Consider the following 15,111-nt stretch of genomic DNA (forward strand, 5'->3'; position numbering starts at 1 on the left):
TAATATAAATGGAAATCAAAATTGCCCTGGCGGGCAATCCGAACTGCGGTAAAACGACGCTGTTCAATGCGCTCACGGGTTCTAACCAGTTTGTGGGCAACTGGCCGGGCGTAACCGTTGAGAAGAAGGAAGGCAAGCTAAAGAAGCACCCCGACGTGATTCTCACCGACTTGCCGGGTATCTACTCGCTTTCGCCGTACACCCTTGAGGAGGTAGTGGCGCGAAATTACCTTGTTAACGAAAGACCGGACGCGATCCTCAATATCGTCGACGGAACCAATATAGAGCGAAACCTTTATCTTACCACTCAGATGACCGAGCTTGGCATTCCCGTTGTAGTCGCGATAAACATGATGGACGTTGTCCGAAAGAACGGCGACAAGATCGACATTGCCGAGCTGTCAAAGGCTCTCGGCTGCCGCGTGGTCGAGATCTCGGCTCTCAAGGGCACGGGAATCAACGAGGCTGCCGAGGAGGCGATTGAAGCGGCGAAAAATGACAAGACCGTTCCTCAGCACGCATTCAGCGGCGCGGTTGAGCACGCTCTCGCTCACATTGAGGAAGCCGTTATTCATGACCTTCCCGAGGAGCAGCAGCGGTGGTATGCCGTCAAGATTTTTGAGCGCGACGAGAGGGTGCTCGAAAAGCTCAACATTCCCGGGGACGTTCTGAAGCATATCGAAAAGGACATAGCTGCCGCCGAGAAGGAGCTTGACGACGACGCGGAGAGCATCATCACAAACGAGCGATATGTCTACATAGGAAAGATAATCAAGCGCTGTTATCATAAGCACAATCAGGGCAGGCTCACGACCTCTGACAAAATCGACAAGGTCGTCACCAACCGTTACGCTGCGCTGCCGATTTTCGTGCTTGTAATGGTTGTGGTTTACTACGTATCCATCAGCACCGTCGGCACGGCGTTCACAAACTGGGTGAACAACGGAGTGTTCGGCGACGGCTGGCACCTGCTCGGAATGGGCGACACGGAATACAGCGAGGACTACGAGGACTACGGAAAGGAGCATTTCTTTAATCAAAAGGAAATCGGCGAAATGCTCCGCGAGGCGGAAAAGACAGAGAAGGAAGTCTCCCACGGTCAGACGACAGCGGCAAGAACCCTGCGCGTTGATTTCTTTGCTGACGAACCGAGCCTTGAAAAATTCGCCGCGCACTATGAAACCTACGGTTCAGCGGTTGTTGCACTGGGCTATGACCTCGACACCTTGGTTGACCCGATTCTTGATGAAGCGCCCGATCCGTCCGAGTACGGCGTGTGGGTCAAGAGCGTTCCGACGCTCGCTCAGGAAGGGCTTGACGCGATCAACTGCGCCGACTGGCTCAAGGGTCTGATTATCAACGGTATTATCGGCGGCGTAGGCTCGGTACTGGGCTTCCTGCCGCAGATGCTCGTGCTCTTCTTCTTTCTTGCTTTCCTCGAAAGCTGCGGCTACATGTCGCGTATCGCCTTCGTTATGGACAGGATTTTCCGCAAGTTCGGACTCTCGGGCAAGTCGTTTATCCCGATGCTTATCGGCACCGGCTGCGGAGTTCCGGGCATCATGGCTTCGCGCACGATCGAAAACGAGCGCGACCGCCGCATGACTATAATGACAACCACCTTCATTCCCTGCGGCGCAAAGCTGCCTGTTATCTCGATGATCACAACGGCGCTTTTCGGCGGCGCGTGGTGGGTAGCGCCGAGCGCGTATTTTATGGGCATGGCGGCTATAATAGTTTCGGGCATAATGCTCAAAAAGACAAAAATCTTCTCGGGTGATCCCGCTCCGTTTGTCATGGAGCTTCCCGCATACCACCTCCCGACATTAAGCAACATTCTGCGTTCAATGTGGGACAGAGGCTGGTCGTTTGTCAAGAAGGCAGGCACTGTTATCCTGCTCGCGTCTGTCATTATCTGGGCAGGCTCACACTTCGGCTGGACGAACGGCGTGTTCGGCTTCAGCACAGATATGGCGCTCGCGGACAGTATTCTCGGCAAAATCGGCGATGCAATCAAGTGGATATTCATTCCGCTCGGCTTCGGCAACAGCACAGCGAGCGTAGCGACTATAATGGGACTTATCGCGAAGGAAGAGATCGTCGGCGTATTCGGAGTACTCGACTTCATCAGCATGACAAAACTCTCGGCGTACTCCTTCCTGACCTTCAATCTTCTCTGCGCACCGTGTATTGCTGCTATGAGCGCAATCAGAAGAGAGATGAACTCAGCCGCGTGGACGGCATTTGCTCTCGCGTATCAGTGCCTGTTCGCTTACGCTGTGTCGCTGATGATCTATCAGCTCGGCTCGGCATTCTTCGGGAATATGAATCTTATCGGTCTTATCGCGGCGGTTATCGTGATGGCTCTCATCATTTACCTGCTCGTCAGACCTTACAAGGAACCGAAAAAGCTAAATGTAAAGCTCAAGTGAGGTATATATGGAATGGTTAGCTGCTAATTGGGGCACCATCGTTGTCGGCACGGCAGTCGCGGCGGTTTTAGCCCTGATAATTATAAACAGAGTAAAGAAGAAAAAACAGGGTCAGTCAACCTGCGGCTGCGGCTGCGCAAACTGCCCGATGAAAAATCAGTGCCATTAATTTTTCAGCCATATCGGTTTTCGGTATGGCTGTAATTATTTACCGAAAAATATTGACGTTGCTTCCGTATTTGTGTTATCATTGTTATATAAAGTGATTCGGAGGGGCGAATTATGGTCAAAAAGGCTTTTTCTGCCGTGCTGACGGTTCTTGCGCTTATCTGTTCCGCATTTTTGCCGTCGTTCGCGGCACAGAGCGGTAAAATTGACTTCAATAATCCCGATTTTATCCGCGGAATGGACATATCCTCCGTGCTTTCTCTTGAGCAGTCGGGCGTTAAGTTTTACGATGAAAAAGACAGCGAAAGCGACCTGTTCAAAATCCTCGCTTATCACGGGGTAAATTATATCCGCGTCCGCGTCTGGAACGACCCCTTTGACGGAAACGGCGCGGGCTACGGCGGCGGTAACTGCGACGTTCAGTCCGCGGCTGAAATCGGCAGACGTGCTGCAAAATACGGAATGAAGCTCCTTGTTGACTTCCATTATTCCGATTTCTGGGCTGACCCGAAAAAGCAGCAGGCGCCCAAGAAATGGCAGAATTATTCTTTATCGGAAAAATGCACCGCGCTTTATGATTTCACTCTGGATTCGCTGAACAAAATAAAAGCGGCAGGCGCGGATATCGGCATGGTGCAGATCGGCAACGAAACCACCACGGGCATAGCAGGAGAGTACAGCTTTGAATCCATGTCAAAGCTATTTGATTCGGGAAGCAGGGCGGTCAGGGATTTTGACAAAAACGTCCTTGTCGCGCTTCACTTTACAAATCCCGAGCGCGACTGTCATGTTAAGTACCTTGCCGATTCGCTCAACAGATACGGCGCTGACTACGACGTTTTCGCAACCTCATACTATCCGTTCTGGCACGGCAGCCTGAGCAACCTGACGACGGTTTTATCCTACGTCGCTGACACCTACGGCAAATACACCCTCGTCGCAGAGACCTCATATCCCTTCACACTCGACGATACCGACGGCTTTCGGAATACCGTCAACAGCGGCGCGAATTCCTCGGGCGAAAACCTGCTCTGGAGCTTCACGCCACAAGGTCAGGCGGACGAGGTTAGAGCTGTGATGAACGCCGTAAACGACGTCGGAGAAAGGGGACTCGGCGTCTTTTACTGGGAAGGCGCGTGGATCACCGTCGGCGATACAACGGGACTGAGCGGCAGCGCTTATTCAGCCCGATATAAAGCAAACAGCAAGCTTTTGGAAAAATACGGCTCAGGCTGGGCTTCGAGCTTCTCGGCGGCATACGACCCCGACGACGCAGGCAAGTACTACGGCGGCTCAGCGGTTGACAATCAGGCGTTTTTCGACGCTCATGGCAGGGTACTGTCCTCGCTCGATGTTTTCGCGTCTGTCACGGGAAAAATATACGGTGACGCTGATAACGACGGCGATATCACTGTGACCGATGTCACCGGGGTTCAGCGTATCACAGCGGCTCTCGTGACTCCCGATGCTCTGACAAACCGCGTTTCCGACGTGAACGGCGATGGCGTTGTCGATATTGTGGACGCTACGGAGATACAGAAGTACATTGCGGGCTATAAGTCCGATTATCCGATAAATAATCCAATCTAAGGAGGCAAATAATATGAACACCATCAAAAACAATATCCCGATTATCCTGATGCTGATTTTTGAAATCGCAGTTGGCGTATTTCTGCTTATCAACCCCGAGACCTTCACAACCATTGTGGTGATTTGCTTCGGAATCTTCCTCACGGTAGTCGGTCTGATTTATCTTATCCGCTATTTCAGCGCGCGCAAGAAGCAGGAGGAGAGTACCTTTACTCTTATCTGGTCGATAATCCTGCTTGCGATAGGAATATTCACAATTTCAGCTCACGGTCTGATCATGTCCTTCTTTGCCTTTATCGCGATACTCTACGGTGTGATACTGCTGATTTCGGGCTTTATAAAGATCATGGGATATTTCAACTCAAGAAAAGCCAACCAGCCTGTTTCCGCTTTCAGCATCATCAGCGCGATAATTTCTGTAATCCTCGGCGGCGTTATTCTTGTTAACCCATTTGAAACCACTCACTTTCTATTTATGTTCGCGGGAATCGCGATTCTCGTGTCGGCACTGTTTGACATCATCACTCTGATTTTTGTCGCTCGCGCAGGCAGACAGGTGATCGACGACGGCTATGTTGAAGCGACGGTTTATGACGAGGACTAATAGACAACAGTAAGAGGTGAAGCAAAATGATAACCGAAATGACCTATGCGCGTCAGATGCTCAGCATCGGCGGCTATAAACTCGTCGTCTGCGCGAAGGACAGCGTCCATGTTTCCGAGGATAGCGGACTTGATTCGCTGCTTTCACTTGTCGGAGAGGACACATGGATTGGTGCTGCCGCAGCCGACAAGGTTGTCGGAAAAGCCGCGGCGATGCTCTTTGTACTCTTAAGGGTGAAGTCTTTGTACGCGGAGGTTATCACGGAAACCGCTAAGGCAGTGCTCGAGGCGCAGGGTATCGAATGCGTGTACGGAACGCTTGTTGAGCGTCTTATCGATGCCGACGGCAAGGTGTGTCCGTCAGAGCTGGCGGTTGAGAATGTCGTCGATCCTTCCGACGCACCCGCAGCGCTTAAATAAACAATAATTTTTTGGAAATATTATCTTTGTAACAGGGAGTGATTATTTATGGTAGAAATGAACAGCAGAAAGGCGGCAATCATCGGCTGCGGATTTGTAGGCTCGGCATCGGCATTTTCACTTATGGAGAGCCATCTGTTTTCCGAGATCGTGCTGATCGACGCTGACAAGGACAGGGCAGAGGGTGAAGCTCTCGATATAAGCCACGGACTGCCTTTCTCAAAACCCATGCAGATTTACGCGGGCACTTATCAGGACATCAGCGACGCCGCCGTCGTAATTGTCACCGCGGGCGCGGGTCAGAAGCCGGGTGAAACAAGACTCGATTTGGTCAAGAAGAACGTCGCGATCTTCAAGTCGATTATTCCGGAAGTAGCCAAGTACAACCGCTCGGGCATTCTTCTGATAGTCGCGAACCCCGTTGATATCCTGACCTACGTCGCAAAGCAGCTCAGCGGATATCCCTCGAACCGCGTGTTTGGCTCGGGAACCGTTCTCGATACCGCGAGATTGAAGTATATGCTCGGCGAGCACCTCGGGGTTGACAGCAGAAGTATCCACGCCTTCATAATCGGCGAGCACGGCGACAGCGAGATCGCCGCGTGGAGCAGCGCGAATGTATCGGGCGTTCCGCTCTTCAAGTTCTGCAACATGCGCGGACATTTCCACGAGGAAGAAACTTCGCGCAGAATCGCCGAGGAGGTCAAGAACAGCGCCTACGAGATCATAAAGCGCAAGAAGGCGACCTACTACGGCATCGCGATGTCGGTAAAGCGCATCTGCGAGGCGATTGTAAGGGACGAGAAATCGATCCTGCCTGTATCGAGCATACAGAATTCGGAGAAAATCAACGGCGTCGCGCTCAGTATGCCCGCGATTGTCGGCAAGCATGGCGTTGAGGGTCAGGTCCCGATTGAACTCAGCGATGAGGAGCGCGCAGCTCTGCAGCGTTCTGCCGACACTCTTAAGGCGGTACTCAACGACGTTCTTGAAGAGGAATAGGAAGTAAGTAAAGGTCGGGTCTTGTGTTGGCCCGACCTTAACGATGCGGAAATAATTACATATTTTTTTGAAAAACATATTGACAAATCAGCGGTTCTGTGCTAAACTATTTACTGTTGCCGAGAGAAGCAGCGGCAAAGGCAGTTGGGAGTTTAGCTCAGCTGGGAGAGCATCTGCCTTACAAGCAGAGGGTCACAGGTTCGAGCCCTGTAACTCCCACCAATAATGGCCCGGTAGTTCAGTTGGTTAGAACGCTAGCCTGTCACGCTAGAGGTCGACGGTTCGAGCCCGTTCCGGGTCGCCAAATTTGCCTCTGTAGCTCAGTTGGTAGAGCAGGGGACTGAAAATCCCCGTGTCGATGGTTCGATTCCGTCCGGAGGCACCATAAATATGCGGATGTAGCTCATCTGGTAGAGCGCCACCTTGCCAAGGTGGAGGTAGCGGGTTCGAGCCCCGTCATCCGCTCCATTGAAAAAAGAGAGTACCAAAGGTACTCTCTTTTAATTTTTCAACAAGAGAGGACAATGTATTTTGCGCCTTCGTTTTCATTGACATTTATCCGTTAAATTGATAAAATTAATATAATATCACTAAGCGACACGCACACGGAAATCAGGTGAACTCAATGCGTAAGGCTCTCAAAAGCAAACGGTGGACAATTATCTCTCTTTCTCTTGTATTAATAATGCTTATCGGACTCATCGTCCTCGGCGCGATAAACTATTACAGGTTTGATTTTTTCGATAAAAAGTCAGTATTTCTCGACGGCTCTTATTCTGTTGACGACGGAGAATGGACGCCGATCGACCCTGACACGCCGATTGTCAACCACGGCTTTCATAAGGTTGTATTTAAAGGAAAATTGCTACCCGAGCTTGAGTTCTTCACGAATATCAATATTTCAACCAAAAACATCTGGTACACCCTGAAAACCGCCGACGGAACACCTCTCGTCGAACATGTTTACAGAGATAAAGATGAATATCTTGAAAGTGTTTATAATGTCTATACGCAGAGTGCCGACGATCCTGACGACCCGTTTCTTGATAAGGAGTACTTCAAGGAGCATTATCCGGTCTATTACTCACTCGAAATGTTTTATCCTGACACACCCGGCTACTATGTTCAGACTATTGATATGGATTATCTGAAGGAAATGGGCGTGACTATGGATACCGAATTGGTTTTGGAGCTCGATAACCCGTACCCGATTTCACGAACCAATCTTTCGGACACGCTCGAGGTCACTCTGAGCTTTGCTAACGGCAGTTACCTGCAATTCTTTTTTGATTCTCTGCCGTCGCTTTTGTTGTTTGTTCTGGTGTGCTTTTTCGGTGTGTTCCTGTTTCCAATCGCGGGCTTCATTCTCGGCAAAATCAATTATAAATACCTGACCTTCGGCGTACTCTGCCTGTTCTGGGGCTTGTATATGATAGCTCAGAGCATCAGTGAATACATGAACCTGTGGATAATCGACAGCACCGTCTGTATGATGTTCGAGATACTGCTGAATTATTTCTTTATCATATCCGTGTTTTTCTATCTGAGGGCGAATCTCGAGCGGTCGGTAACGCGAATAATCGCAACGGTAACGGTTACTTTCTATCTTTTAATGGTGATAGCCGCTGTTATCAGTCATTTCGCGGGATTTGTCGACCTGTACGGCTCAACTCCGAATATTTACATCTTTACCGCGGTTTGTACGATAATAATAACCGTGCTTCTGATTATCGAGGCTCGGAACAACAAGCAGGCTGTATTCATTCTCGCCTCATGGACGCCGCTTACGCTGTCGATTATTCTAGACGTGCTTAACCGCTGTTTCAGCTTTACTGATATTCACTTCTACATCTTCGGAAGCGCGATAACAATGCTTTACCAGATAATCCGTCTGATTCGCGATCTGAAGAAGCAGTATAAGGAAGCTATCCGTTACCAGCAGATGCAGAAGGAGCTGTACGAGGCGAAGGTTTCGATCATGGTCAGCCAGATCCAGCCGCATTTCCTTTACAATTCGCTGTCGAGTATCGCTATGCTTTGCAAGCTCGACCCCGACACCGCTCAGAAGGCGACGATCACCTTTACAAAGTATCTCCGCGGCAATATGGATTCGCTCAAGCAGACGTTGCCTGTGCCGTTTGAGAGGGAGCTTGACCACCTCGAAAAGTATCTGTATATAGAAAAGCTGCGTTTTGCCGACAAGCTGAACATTGCCTACGACATTCAGTGCACCGATTTTGAGCTGCCGCTTTTGTCGATCCAGCCGCTTGTTGAGAACGCAGTCAAGCACGGAGTCGGAATGAAGGAGGACGGCGGCACCGTTACAATCGCCACTCGCGAAACTGACAAGGCGTATGAGGTCATTATATCCGACGACGGCGTGGGCTTTGATACCGAAGCCAAAAAGAACGACGGACGCTCGCACGTCGGCATGGAAAACACTCGCAGGCGCTTGAAAGATATGTGCAACGCCGATGTTGAGATTACAAGCGTTATAGGCGAGGGAACAGTCGCCAGAGTTATAATTCCAAAGGAGAATAATAAATGAGAATATTGTGTGTAGACGACGAGCCTCTGATGCTTCAGATGCTCGAAATGGCAGTAAGGGAAGCCGAGCCCGACGCGGATATTACGGCGTTTTCGAAGCAGACCGACCTGCTCAACGAGGCAAAAACAAACGGCTGTGATATCGCGTTTCTCGATATACATATGAGAGGAATGAACGGCGTTGAGCTTGCGAAGGAGCTCAAGGCGGTTAACCCGAAGATGAATATAATCTTCGTCACGGGCTACAGCGAGTACACGGGCGCGGCAATGCAGCTTCACGCGAGCGGCTATATCATGAAGCCCGTAACCGCCGAGGACGTTGCGCGAGAGCTTTCCGATTTGCGATTCCCGATCGTACCGAAGGACAACGCGCTCTTGAAGGTTCAGTGCTTCGGCAACTTTGACGTATTCACTCCCGACGGCACGCCCGTCCACTTTGAGCGCAGCCGTTCAAAGGAGATCTTCGCCTATCTTGTGCACCGCCACGGCAGTTCGTGTACGATAAAGGAGATCGCCGCTGCTCTGTTTGAGGACGAGCCATATGACAAGAAGCAGCAGGCGTATCTGCAAATCCTTATTTCCGCCATGATGAAGAGCCTCAAGAAGGTCGGAGCGGAGAAGGCGATAAACAAGAGCTACAACAACCTGTCCGTAAACGTCAGCACACTCGACTGCGACTACTACCGCTTTGCCGAGCTTGACGCGGGCGCTGTCAACGCCTACGCGAACGAATACATGAGCCAGTACTACTGGGCGGATTTCCTTTTCAATGAATTTTAAAAGAATAACACCGTTCTTCTCTGACAGGGAAGAACGGTGATTTTTTATTGGATATAAACAATAGCGGTTCGTCTGAACGCGTTTACAAATCTCATAACGGCGGCGTAACCGAGGTTGATGCAGTAGCCGTAGACCATAATGGTTTGTTCGCGGAATATGATCCCGATGATGAACAGCGCGATCGTAGCCGCAACGCTGATACAGCCGCTGATGAACTTCAGCTTCCACGACGGAGCGCCGTTTTTCTTAGCTTCAAGCGCGCGGAGAATATCTATAGCGCCCGAGAACGCGAAAACGCCCATCAGGTATATCATGATCCAAACTGTCGATATCCGAATCAGACTGAATGTAAACAGTGCGAAATCCAGCACGATGATGCTTTGGTACAGGAAGGTTTTTCCCCCGACCATGTGACGCGCCATTTTCGCGTAGTACCACAGCATTCGGAAGCCGTAGAAAACCAGAGAGAGAGAGAGAATCAGAGCGACAATGCTTAAGCCGCTTTCGGGTACGGCAAGCAGGATCAGTATGAGCAGGAGAAGTGCGACTCCAGCCAGAAAGCTTTTGACACGTTGAAATTTACTCATTTTTTGCACTCTCCTTCCTGTTCAGCAGCTTGCGGAAATCGCGGATTCCCTTGAAGCCCTTGCTGCTGTACTCGATGGAGTAGCCCGCGAGCTTGTTGCCCGACTGGAAGATCTGGTTGGTCACCATGCTTTTCTGCGCGAGTGCGCCGATGATGAATTTGCCGAGGAAGGTGTCGTCCTTTTTGTCGTCGTCCGCGTCAAGGTATTCCTTCTCGATTTTATCGACGTCGATTTCCTCGAGCGAGTGACCCGACAGCTTCCTGCCGAGCTCACGCCAGTCATCTGTAGAGTCGAGCTGAACGGTGTGCAGAATACGCCGGATATCGTCCATAATAGGCTCTGCCGCCTCGGTATCGTATTTGCCTCGCTCGAACGAGGGATTAACTCCGCGCAGGAATTTGAGCGCGTAGATCATCTGACAGAACGCGTTGAGATAATCGGCGGGATTATCCTTGACGATCTCCTCATACTGCTTCCATGCGGGGAGATACTTGTACTTCACAAAGCAGTAATCGGGCAGATGTCCCGCGCGTCCGTGACCGAGACTCATGATAGAGTTTTCGTTGTTGTAGTAAACGGTGTTTGTATACGCGCTGTGTTCGGGGTCGTCGGGCGCGGAAGGATTGTGGCGGAAGTTCACCTTTCGTTCCACTTCGCCGTTCTCACTCTGAACCAGCTCAAAGCAGTGGTAGTTTATATTGTTTATAACGAGCGACGGCGTGCCCGCGAAGTACCTGTGAGCCCATGTGTCTGCGAGAACGTGCATCGCGATACCTGCCGCCTGCTCGCTTTTGCCTTTGGCGAGGCTGACGGTTTTCTCGAGCAGTTCGCTGTTCGGGTTGCAGATAAGCCTGTATTTGTTAAGGTATTTCTTTGAGCATTTCTGCTTTGGCTGAGCGTACAGATCGCCCGGCAGGAAGTGGAACGACGCCCAGATCCTTGTGATGTCCTGCAAGCCGATGATATCTGTCCGCGCGTCCATCAGCTCGAGCTGCAGCTGAGTGGTGGCAGCCGACTGAGGAGCGTGCAGCTTTGAGAGCATTGTTCTGGTGCATAGGTCGACCATCTGTGAGCTGTATCCGATGACCGCGCTTTCCTCATGCGAGTAGCCCGCGAGAATAGCCGCACAGTATGTGGCGTAGCAGTGAAAATCCTTATTCATGCGCACCTCCGCGAACCCTGAGCAGCTTTTTAAGCTTTATGCTCGAAATAATGATCTCAATAATCAGCACGATAGAAGTCGTATCGATAAGGAGCGTAATGATCTTATTCAGCAGTCCTTCGGTTGCGCTGAACATAGCGGTTATCTCGGTGATCACGCCAAACACGTACAGAAGGATTGTGATTATGGCGGTGATCAGATAAAACCAGCCCTTCTTTTTGCCGCGGCCCTCAGACCGCGCGGAAAAACCGATGACGCAGCGCAGAATGAAGTCAAAAATCGCGACAGTCATAACGATAATAAAAAATGCGATCCTGTAGATGTCATCGGGAATTTGACCGGTTGAGTCAATGATATTCGGAATGTCGACCGTGCAGAGAAGAAAGTATTTGATGACCGTCCAGATGCCAAACGCGATCGTGCCGGTGCCAAGCGTAATAAGATTGTTTTGCAGGCGTCTTATGGTTGCGTCCATGCCAACTCTCCTTAATATGCAGCAAGCCTTTTGATGGCTTGAGAGGGATTTTCTGCTTTGAAAACAGCGGTGCCCGCGACGGAGACGTCAACGCCAGCCCTTGCGACCTCGGCGATGGTTGCGTCGCCTATGCCGCCGTCGGCTTCGATCAGAACATTTAAGCCGCGTCTGTTGATTTCAGCCTTGATAGCCTCCACCTTAGGCATCATGTCAGCCATAAAGCTCTGTCCGCCGAAGCCGGGCTCGACCGTCATGACAAGCACCAAATCGAGCCTGTCGAGGTAGGGGAATACCGCCTCGGCAGGTGTTTTGGGCTTGAGCACCAAGCCTGCCTTGATTCCGCGGCTTTTGATTTTGTCGATAGTCTTGTCGATATCGGAATCGCTTTCGATGTGGAAGGTGATGATGTCCGCGCCCGCGTCGGCGAAGTCGTCGATATACCGCAGCGGATCGCTTATCATCAGATGAACGTCAAAGGGCTTGTCCGAGAAGGGACGAACCCATTTTATTATGGGAGCGCCGAAGGTGAGGTTCGGGACAAAATGACCGTCCATAACGTCGAGGTGCATCCAGTCCGCGCCTGCCTTGTCCATGCGCGCGATTTCCTCACCCATTTTTGAAAAGTCGCAGGATAACAGCGACGGAGCAATCAGCATAATAATATCTCCCTTCGTTACGGCTTCTGGATAGCGGGCGCGGCGATTGCGGCGACGCCCCAGAATACCGCATAAATCAGCACCTCGAGCGAACCCATAACGCCGATATTTGCGTACAGCGAGAGGACAGAGGCGATGAGAATACCGAGGACAATTGCGATTAGCTGGATCATGATCGCCAGCGAAATGTTGCTTTTGATTTTAACGCTGCCCGAAACAGCTCTCGCGAGTGAAGCAGCCTTGCCGCCCGTGATTAGGTATGAGCGCGAGGTTTCCTCGGTGGTTGTCTGTGCTTCCTTGAGCACATGACCCAAGCCTGTAGGCAGCACCTTGATGCTGCGGTAGAACAGACCGTAGAGCTTTGCCACGAGGTCGTCGGTGATGTTATAGTCGGTGGTGCGGATAAGGAAGCTGATGCCGTTTGCCTCGGCGCGCTGCAGTTCTGCCTGGAGCTCCTGATCGGCGTGGTAGTTTGTGACGACCATAGCGACCAGCCTGCCTGCGCGCGAGATATATGTGATCTGTCTGCCCTTTGAGGTGTAGCGTTCCTCGTATTCGGGAGTCGGGGTTTCAACGCTGTATTTGTCCATCAGGTTGCGCGAACCGACGAGAATGCGTTCGCCGTTGATCCAGCCGACAAGACCGAGCTCGTCCTCGTAGAGCACGGACTCAACCTCGGGAAGGCTTTCGCCTGTTTCGGAGATAACGGAGTCAAAGGCGTTCGCGAGCGGATTCTGCGCTTCCTTGAGAACCGCGATACCGCAGAGCAGGGACTCGTCGACGTTGTATTCCTCGTATGTCTTGATGCCCTCAAGCTCGATGCAGTCGGTGGGGAAGAGCTCGTTTGCGTCGAGCATAATCGCGGTGCTGTCACAGAACTGCTTGATCGACGGATAGCCCGAGAGCATCGCGCCGTAGCCGAGCAGGTTCTTGCACAGCCTTTTTACGGGGAAATTGACCGCGAGAAGGGTTGAAACGGGGATAGCGAGCGCCGTGATAAGAGCGAGAGTGTTTATCGCGCCGCCGAAGGAGAGCTTGACCACTCCGTAGAACAGCGCTATTACGACCGCGATGACCGAGGTGATAGGCGCGAGCTTTGACGCGAGATCCTCGCTCGGGTCGGGCGCGTAGGAAATTTTAAGGAAATTGGCAGGGAAGCCTGTCTTGTGCTGATAGGCGATAAGAGCTCTGTCGGCAGCGGTGCCGCTGAGCATCTTGCCTGCGACGTATTCGTTGTTGTATATCTTCGCGGCGTACTTCTGTCCCTTTGAGGAAACGAAGCGGAAGTTGTCCTTGACGCGGAGCACCATGATCAGCTTGCCCAGATTGTTCGTGAAAAATGCGAGCAGCACGACGACGCAGTAGTAATTGACGCTGAAAACGGTCATGTCGCCGAGCATGAAGAACGATGCGATCGTCTGCAATACCGCCGCGACGCCTGCAACGGCAACTGCGGTGTCGGAATTGCCCTTGAACCTCAGCAGCGGAGTCAGACCGCTCATGATAGCGACTCTGTTCACAAATACCGAGAAGCCAACGAGCAGGAAGTTGAATACCGCGTATGCCGCTGGAGCGACGGGTACGGCGGAGATTATAGCGTCGGGGAAGATTCTCGTAACTACGGTCAGAATGAAGGACAGCAGCGTTACAATGCCCATGATAAGCGTGCGCGAGAACAGCTTGCGGATATTGTGGTTTAGCTCGAAGAGAATACTCTTCTCGTCGTCCTCGCCGGTGTAGTCCTCAATGGTTTTGGATTTTTCCTGAGGGATATCATCGTCATCGGACTCGTCCTTTGAGAAGAAGCCGACAACTGCCGAGAGAATCTTCTCCTTGGTTGAACGCTCGTCCTCTTCCTTTTCTTCCTCCTCGACCTCGGGCTTCGGCTCGGGACGGATAACGTGCGTGATGACCGAGGGGTTCTTTGAGCGGATATACTCCTCGTACTCGGTGGTCACAACCTCGGAGAAGCGGCCTGCCTTGATGTTGAGCATATCCTTCGGATCCTCGGGACGGTAAATCGGTACCTTCGCCACGACCCTCTCGAGCGGCTTTTCGGGCTTTTCGGGAGCTTCTGCAGCTTCCGGCTCGGCTTTTTCGGGTGCGGCGGTTTCGGCAGGCTGTTCCTTTTCGCCGTTCTCACCGTTCTTACCGTTCTCACCGTCGGGAACCTCTATGTCGATAGAAGTAATGTTTTCGATCACGGGGCTTTCACGGAACGCGTCGGCGGTGCTGAGCACCTCACCCGAGAACCTCGTATCCTCGGCGTATTCGGGAGTAAGTGTGACGATTTTTCCGGGTTCCTTGGCAGCTTTTTCGGCCGCCTCGCGTTCAGCCTTTTCTTTAGCCTCACGCTCGGCTTCCTCGGGAGTCTGCACCTTTTCCTCGGCGCCGTCCATGATCAGCTCTGCCTGCATCGTAGCGGCGTTTTTATCTCCGACGATAGTGTTGTCGTCGGCTTCTTCCTTGTCGAGGTCAAGCGGGTTAGCGTTTGTCAGACGCGGCTTCATGTCAGCGTTGCTGAAAATATCCGCAACCTTAGGTTTAACACGGTATTTCTGAGCGGTGCGCTTCATTTTTTCGCGGTCAGCCATCTCATGGGTCTCCGCGAGGATATTCTCGATCTCGAGTTCCTTAAGAAGCTGTTCCTGCTTCTCCGCGTCCTTATTGAAATCTGACAAGGCTTTCA

Annotated in this window: 13 protein-coding genes and 4 tRNA genes; 12 read left to right on the forward strand and 5 right to left on the reverse strand. The window is 51.6% G+C overall.

Annotated elements, in window-relative coordinates:
* Positions 1 to 8 precede the first annotated feature (8 nt).
* The 12 genes from AB1I49_RS04560 to AB1I49_RS04615 all read left to right on the forward strand — a co-directional run bounded on the left by AB1I49_RS04560 (position 9) and on the right by AB1I49_RS04615 (position 9,542).
* Positions 9 to 2,432: a ferrous iron transporter B gene (locus AB1I49_RS04560; protein ID WP_186833313.1), complete on the forward strand. Its 2,424-nt coding sequence runs from the start codon at positions 9 to 11 to the stop codon at positions 2,430 to 2,432.
* A 7-nt stretch (positions 2,433 to 2,439) separates the two neighbouring features.
* Entirely contained in the window at positions 2,440 to 2,601 is a 162-nt protein-coding gene (locus AB1I49_RS04565; RefSeq protein ID WP_186833312.1) for a FeoB-associated Cys-rich membrane protein, read from the forward strand.
* A gap of 113 nt (positions 2,602 to 2,714) precedes the next feature.
* On the forward strand, positions 2,715 to 4,190 hold the full coding sequence (locus tag AB1I49_RS04570) for a glycosyl hydrolase 53 family protein (RefSeq protein WP_407721506.1): 1,476 nt from the start codon (positions 2,715 to 2,717) through the stop codon (positions 4,188 to 4,190).
* Between the two features lie 13 nt (positions 4,191 to 4,203).
* Positions 4,204 to 4,794 (forward strand): HdeD family acid-resistance protein, encoded by a 591-nt coding sequence (locus AB1I49_RS04575; RefSeq protein ID WP_407721507.1) that lies wholly within the window; start codon positions 4,204 to 4,206, stop codon positions 4,792 to 4,794.
* A 26-nt stretch (positions 4,795 to 4,820) separates the two neighbouring features.
* Positions 4,821 to 5,213: a DUF1893 domain-containing protein gene (locus AB1I49_RS04580; protein WP_186833309.1), complete on the forward strand. Its 393-nt coding sequence runs from the start codon at positions 4,821 to 4,823 to the stop codon at positions 5,211 to 5,213.
* 48 nt (positions 5,214 to 5,261) lie between these two features.
* The gene (locus AB1I49_RS04585) at positions 5,262 to 6,215 is read left to right on the forward strand and encodes an L-lactate dehydrogenase (RefSeq protein ID WP_186833308.1); all 954 of its coding nucleotides are present in this window, start codon (positions 5,262 to 5,264) and stop codon (positions 6,213 to 6,215) included.
* A 146-nt stretch (positions 6,216 to 6,361) separates the two neighbouring features.
* Positions 6,362 to 6,437 (forward strand) — tRNA-Val (locus AB1I49_RS04590).
* 5 nt (positions 6,438 to 6,442) lie between these two features.
* Positions 6,443 to 6,519, forward strand: a tRNA-Asp gene (locus AB1I49_RS04595).
* 5 nt (positions 6,520 to 6,524) lie between these two features.
* Positions 6,525 to 6,600 (forward strand) — tRNA-Phe (locus tag AB1I49_RS04600).
* Positions 6,601 to 6,607: 7 nt separating this feature from the next.
* Positions 6,608 to 6,683 (forward strand) — tRNA-Gly (locus AB1I49_RS04605).
* A gap of 157 nt (positions 6,684 to 6,840) precedes the next feature.
* Positions 6,841 to 8,763: a sensor histidine kinase gene (locus AB1I49_RS04610; protein ID WP_407721508.1), complete on the forward strand. Its 1,923-nt coding sequence runs from the start codon at positions 6,841 to 6,843 to the stop codon at positions 8,761 to 8,763.
* Positions 8,760 to 9,542, forward strand: coding sequence for a response regulator (locus tag AB1I49_RS04615; RefSeq protein ID WP_407721509.1), 783 nt, complete (start codon positions 8,760 to 8,762; stop codon positions 9,540 to 9,542). The genes AB1I49_RS04610 and AB1I49_RS04615 overlap by 4 nt, the downstream gene beginning before the upstream one ends.
* 44 nt (positions 9,543 to 9,586) lie before the next feature.
* Here the strand turns inward: AB1I49_RS04615 and AB1I49_RS04620 are convergent, their stop codons facing one another.
* The 5 genes from AB1I49_RS04620 to AB1I49_RS04640 are packed head-to-tail and all read right to left on the reverse strand — an operon-like array spanning position 9,587 to position 15,103.
* On the reverse strand, positions 9,587 to 10,129 hold the full coding sequence (locus AB1I49_RS04620) for a DUF308 domain-containing protein (protein ID WP_407721510.1): 543 nt from the start codon (positions 10,127 to 10,129) through the stop codon (positions 9,587 to 9,589).
* Entirely contained in the window at positions 10,122 to 11,291 is a 1,170-nt protein-coding gene (locus tag AB1I49_RS04625) for a DUF6765 family protein (protein WP_407721511.1), read from the reverse strand. The genes AB1I49_RS04620 and AB1I49_RS04625 overlap by 8 nt, the downstream gene beginning before the upstream one ends.
* Positions 11,284 to 11,766 carry a hypothetical protein gene (locus tag AB1I49_RS04630; protein WP_201428908.1) on the reverse strand — a complete coding sequence of 161 codons (483 nt, stop codon included), beginning with the start codon at positions 11,764 to 11,766 and terminating at the stop codon, positions 11,284 to 11,286. The genes AB1I49_RS04625 and AB1I49_RS04630 overlap by 8 nt, the downstream gene beginning before the upstream one ends.
* Positions 11,767 to 11,777: 11 nt before the next feature.
* Complete coding sequence (gene rpe, locus AB1I49_RS04635) at positions 11,778 to 12,422, reverse strand: ribulose-phosphate 3-epimerase (RefSeq protein ID WP_316612737.1); 645 nt, start codon at positions 12,420 to 12,422, stop codon at positions 11,778 to 11,780.
* 17 nt (positions 12,423 to 12,439) lie between these two features.
* Positions 12,440 to 15,103, reverse strand: coding sequence for an HAD family hydrolase (locus AB1I49_RS04640; protein ID WP_407721512.1), 2,664 nt, complete (start codon positions 15,101 to 15,103; stop codon positions 12,440 to 12,442).
* Positions 15,104 to 15,111 lie beyond the last annotated feature (8 nt).

Origin of the sequence: Ruminococcus sp. NATIVEDY160 (assembly GCF_045819885.1) — a bacterium.
In the GTDB taxonomy this organism is placed as follows: Bacteria; Bacillota; Clostridia; order Oscillospirales; family Acutalibacteraceae; genus Ruminococcoides.

What these genes read in the sequence shown, in the direction of transcription:
- AB1I49_RS04560 (WP_186833313.1), top strand. Translation starts at nt 9, where the DNA reads ATGGAAATCAAAATTGCCCTGGCGGGCAATCCGAACTGCGGTAAAACG.
- AB1I49_RS04565 (WP_186833312.1), top strand. Translation starts at nt 2,440, where the DNA reads ATGGAATGGTTAGCTGCTAATTGGGGCACCATCGTTGTCGGCACGGCA.
- AB1I49_RS04570 (WP_407721506.1), top strand. Translation starts at nt 2,715, where the DNA reads ATGGTCAAAAAGGCTTTTTCTGCCGTGCTGACGGTTCTTGCGCTTATC.
- AB1I49_RS04575 (WP_407721507.1), top strand. Translation starts at nt 4,204, where the DNA reads ATGAACACCATCAAAAACAATATCCCGATTATCCTGATGCTGATTTTT.
- AB1I49_RS04580 (WP_186833309.1), top strand. Translation starts at nt 4,821, where the DNA reads ATGATAACCGAAATGACCTATGCGCGTCAGATGCTCAGCATCGGCGGC.
- AB1I49_RS04585 (WP_186833308.1), top strand. Translation starts at nt 5,262, where the DNA reads ATGGTAGAAATGAACAGCAGAAAGGCGGCAATCATCGGCTGCGGATTT.
- AB1I49_RS04610 (WP_407721508.1), top strand. Translation starts at nt 6,841, where the DNA reads ATGCGTAAGGCTCTCAAAAGCAAACGGTGGACAATTATCTCTCTTTCT.
- AB1I49_RS04615 (WP_407721509.1), top strand. Translation starts at nt 8,760, where the DNA reads ATGAGAATATTGTGTGTAGACGACGAGCCTCTGATGCTTCAGATGCTC.
- AB1I49_RS04620 (WP_407721510.1), bottom strand. Translation starts at nt 10,129, where the DNA reads ATGAGTAAATTTCAACGTGTCAAAAGCTTTCTGGCTGGAGTCGCACTT.
- AB1I49_RS04625 (WP_407721511.1), bottom strand. Translation starts at nt 11,291, where the DNA reads ATGAATAAGGATTTTCACTGCTACGCCACATACTGTGCGGCTATTCTC.
- AB1I49_RS04630 (WP_201428908.1), bottom strand. Translation starts at nt 11,766, where the DNA reads ATGGACGCAACCATAAGACGCCTGCAAAACAATCTTATTACGCTTGGC.
- rpe (WP_316612737.1), bottom strand. Translation starts at nt 12,422, where the DNA reads ATGCTGATTGCTCCGTCGCTGTTATCCTGCGACTTTTCAAAAATGGGT.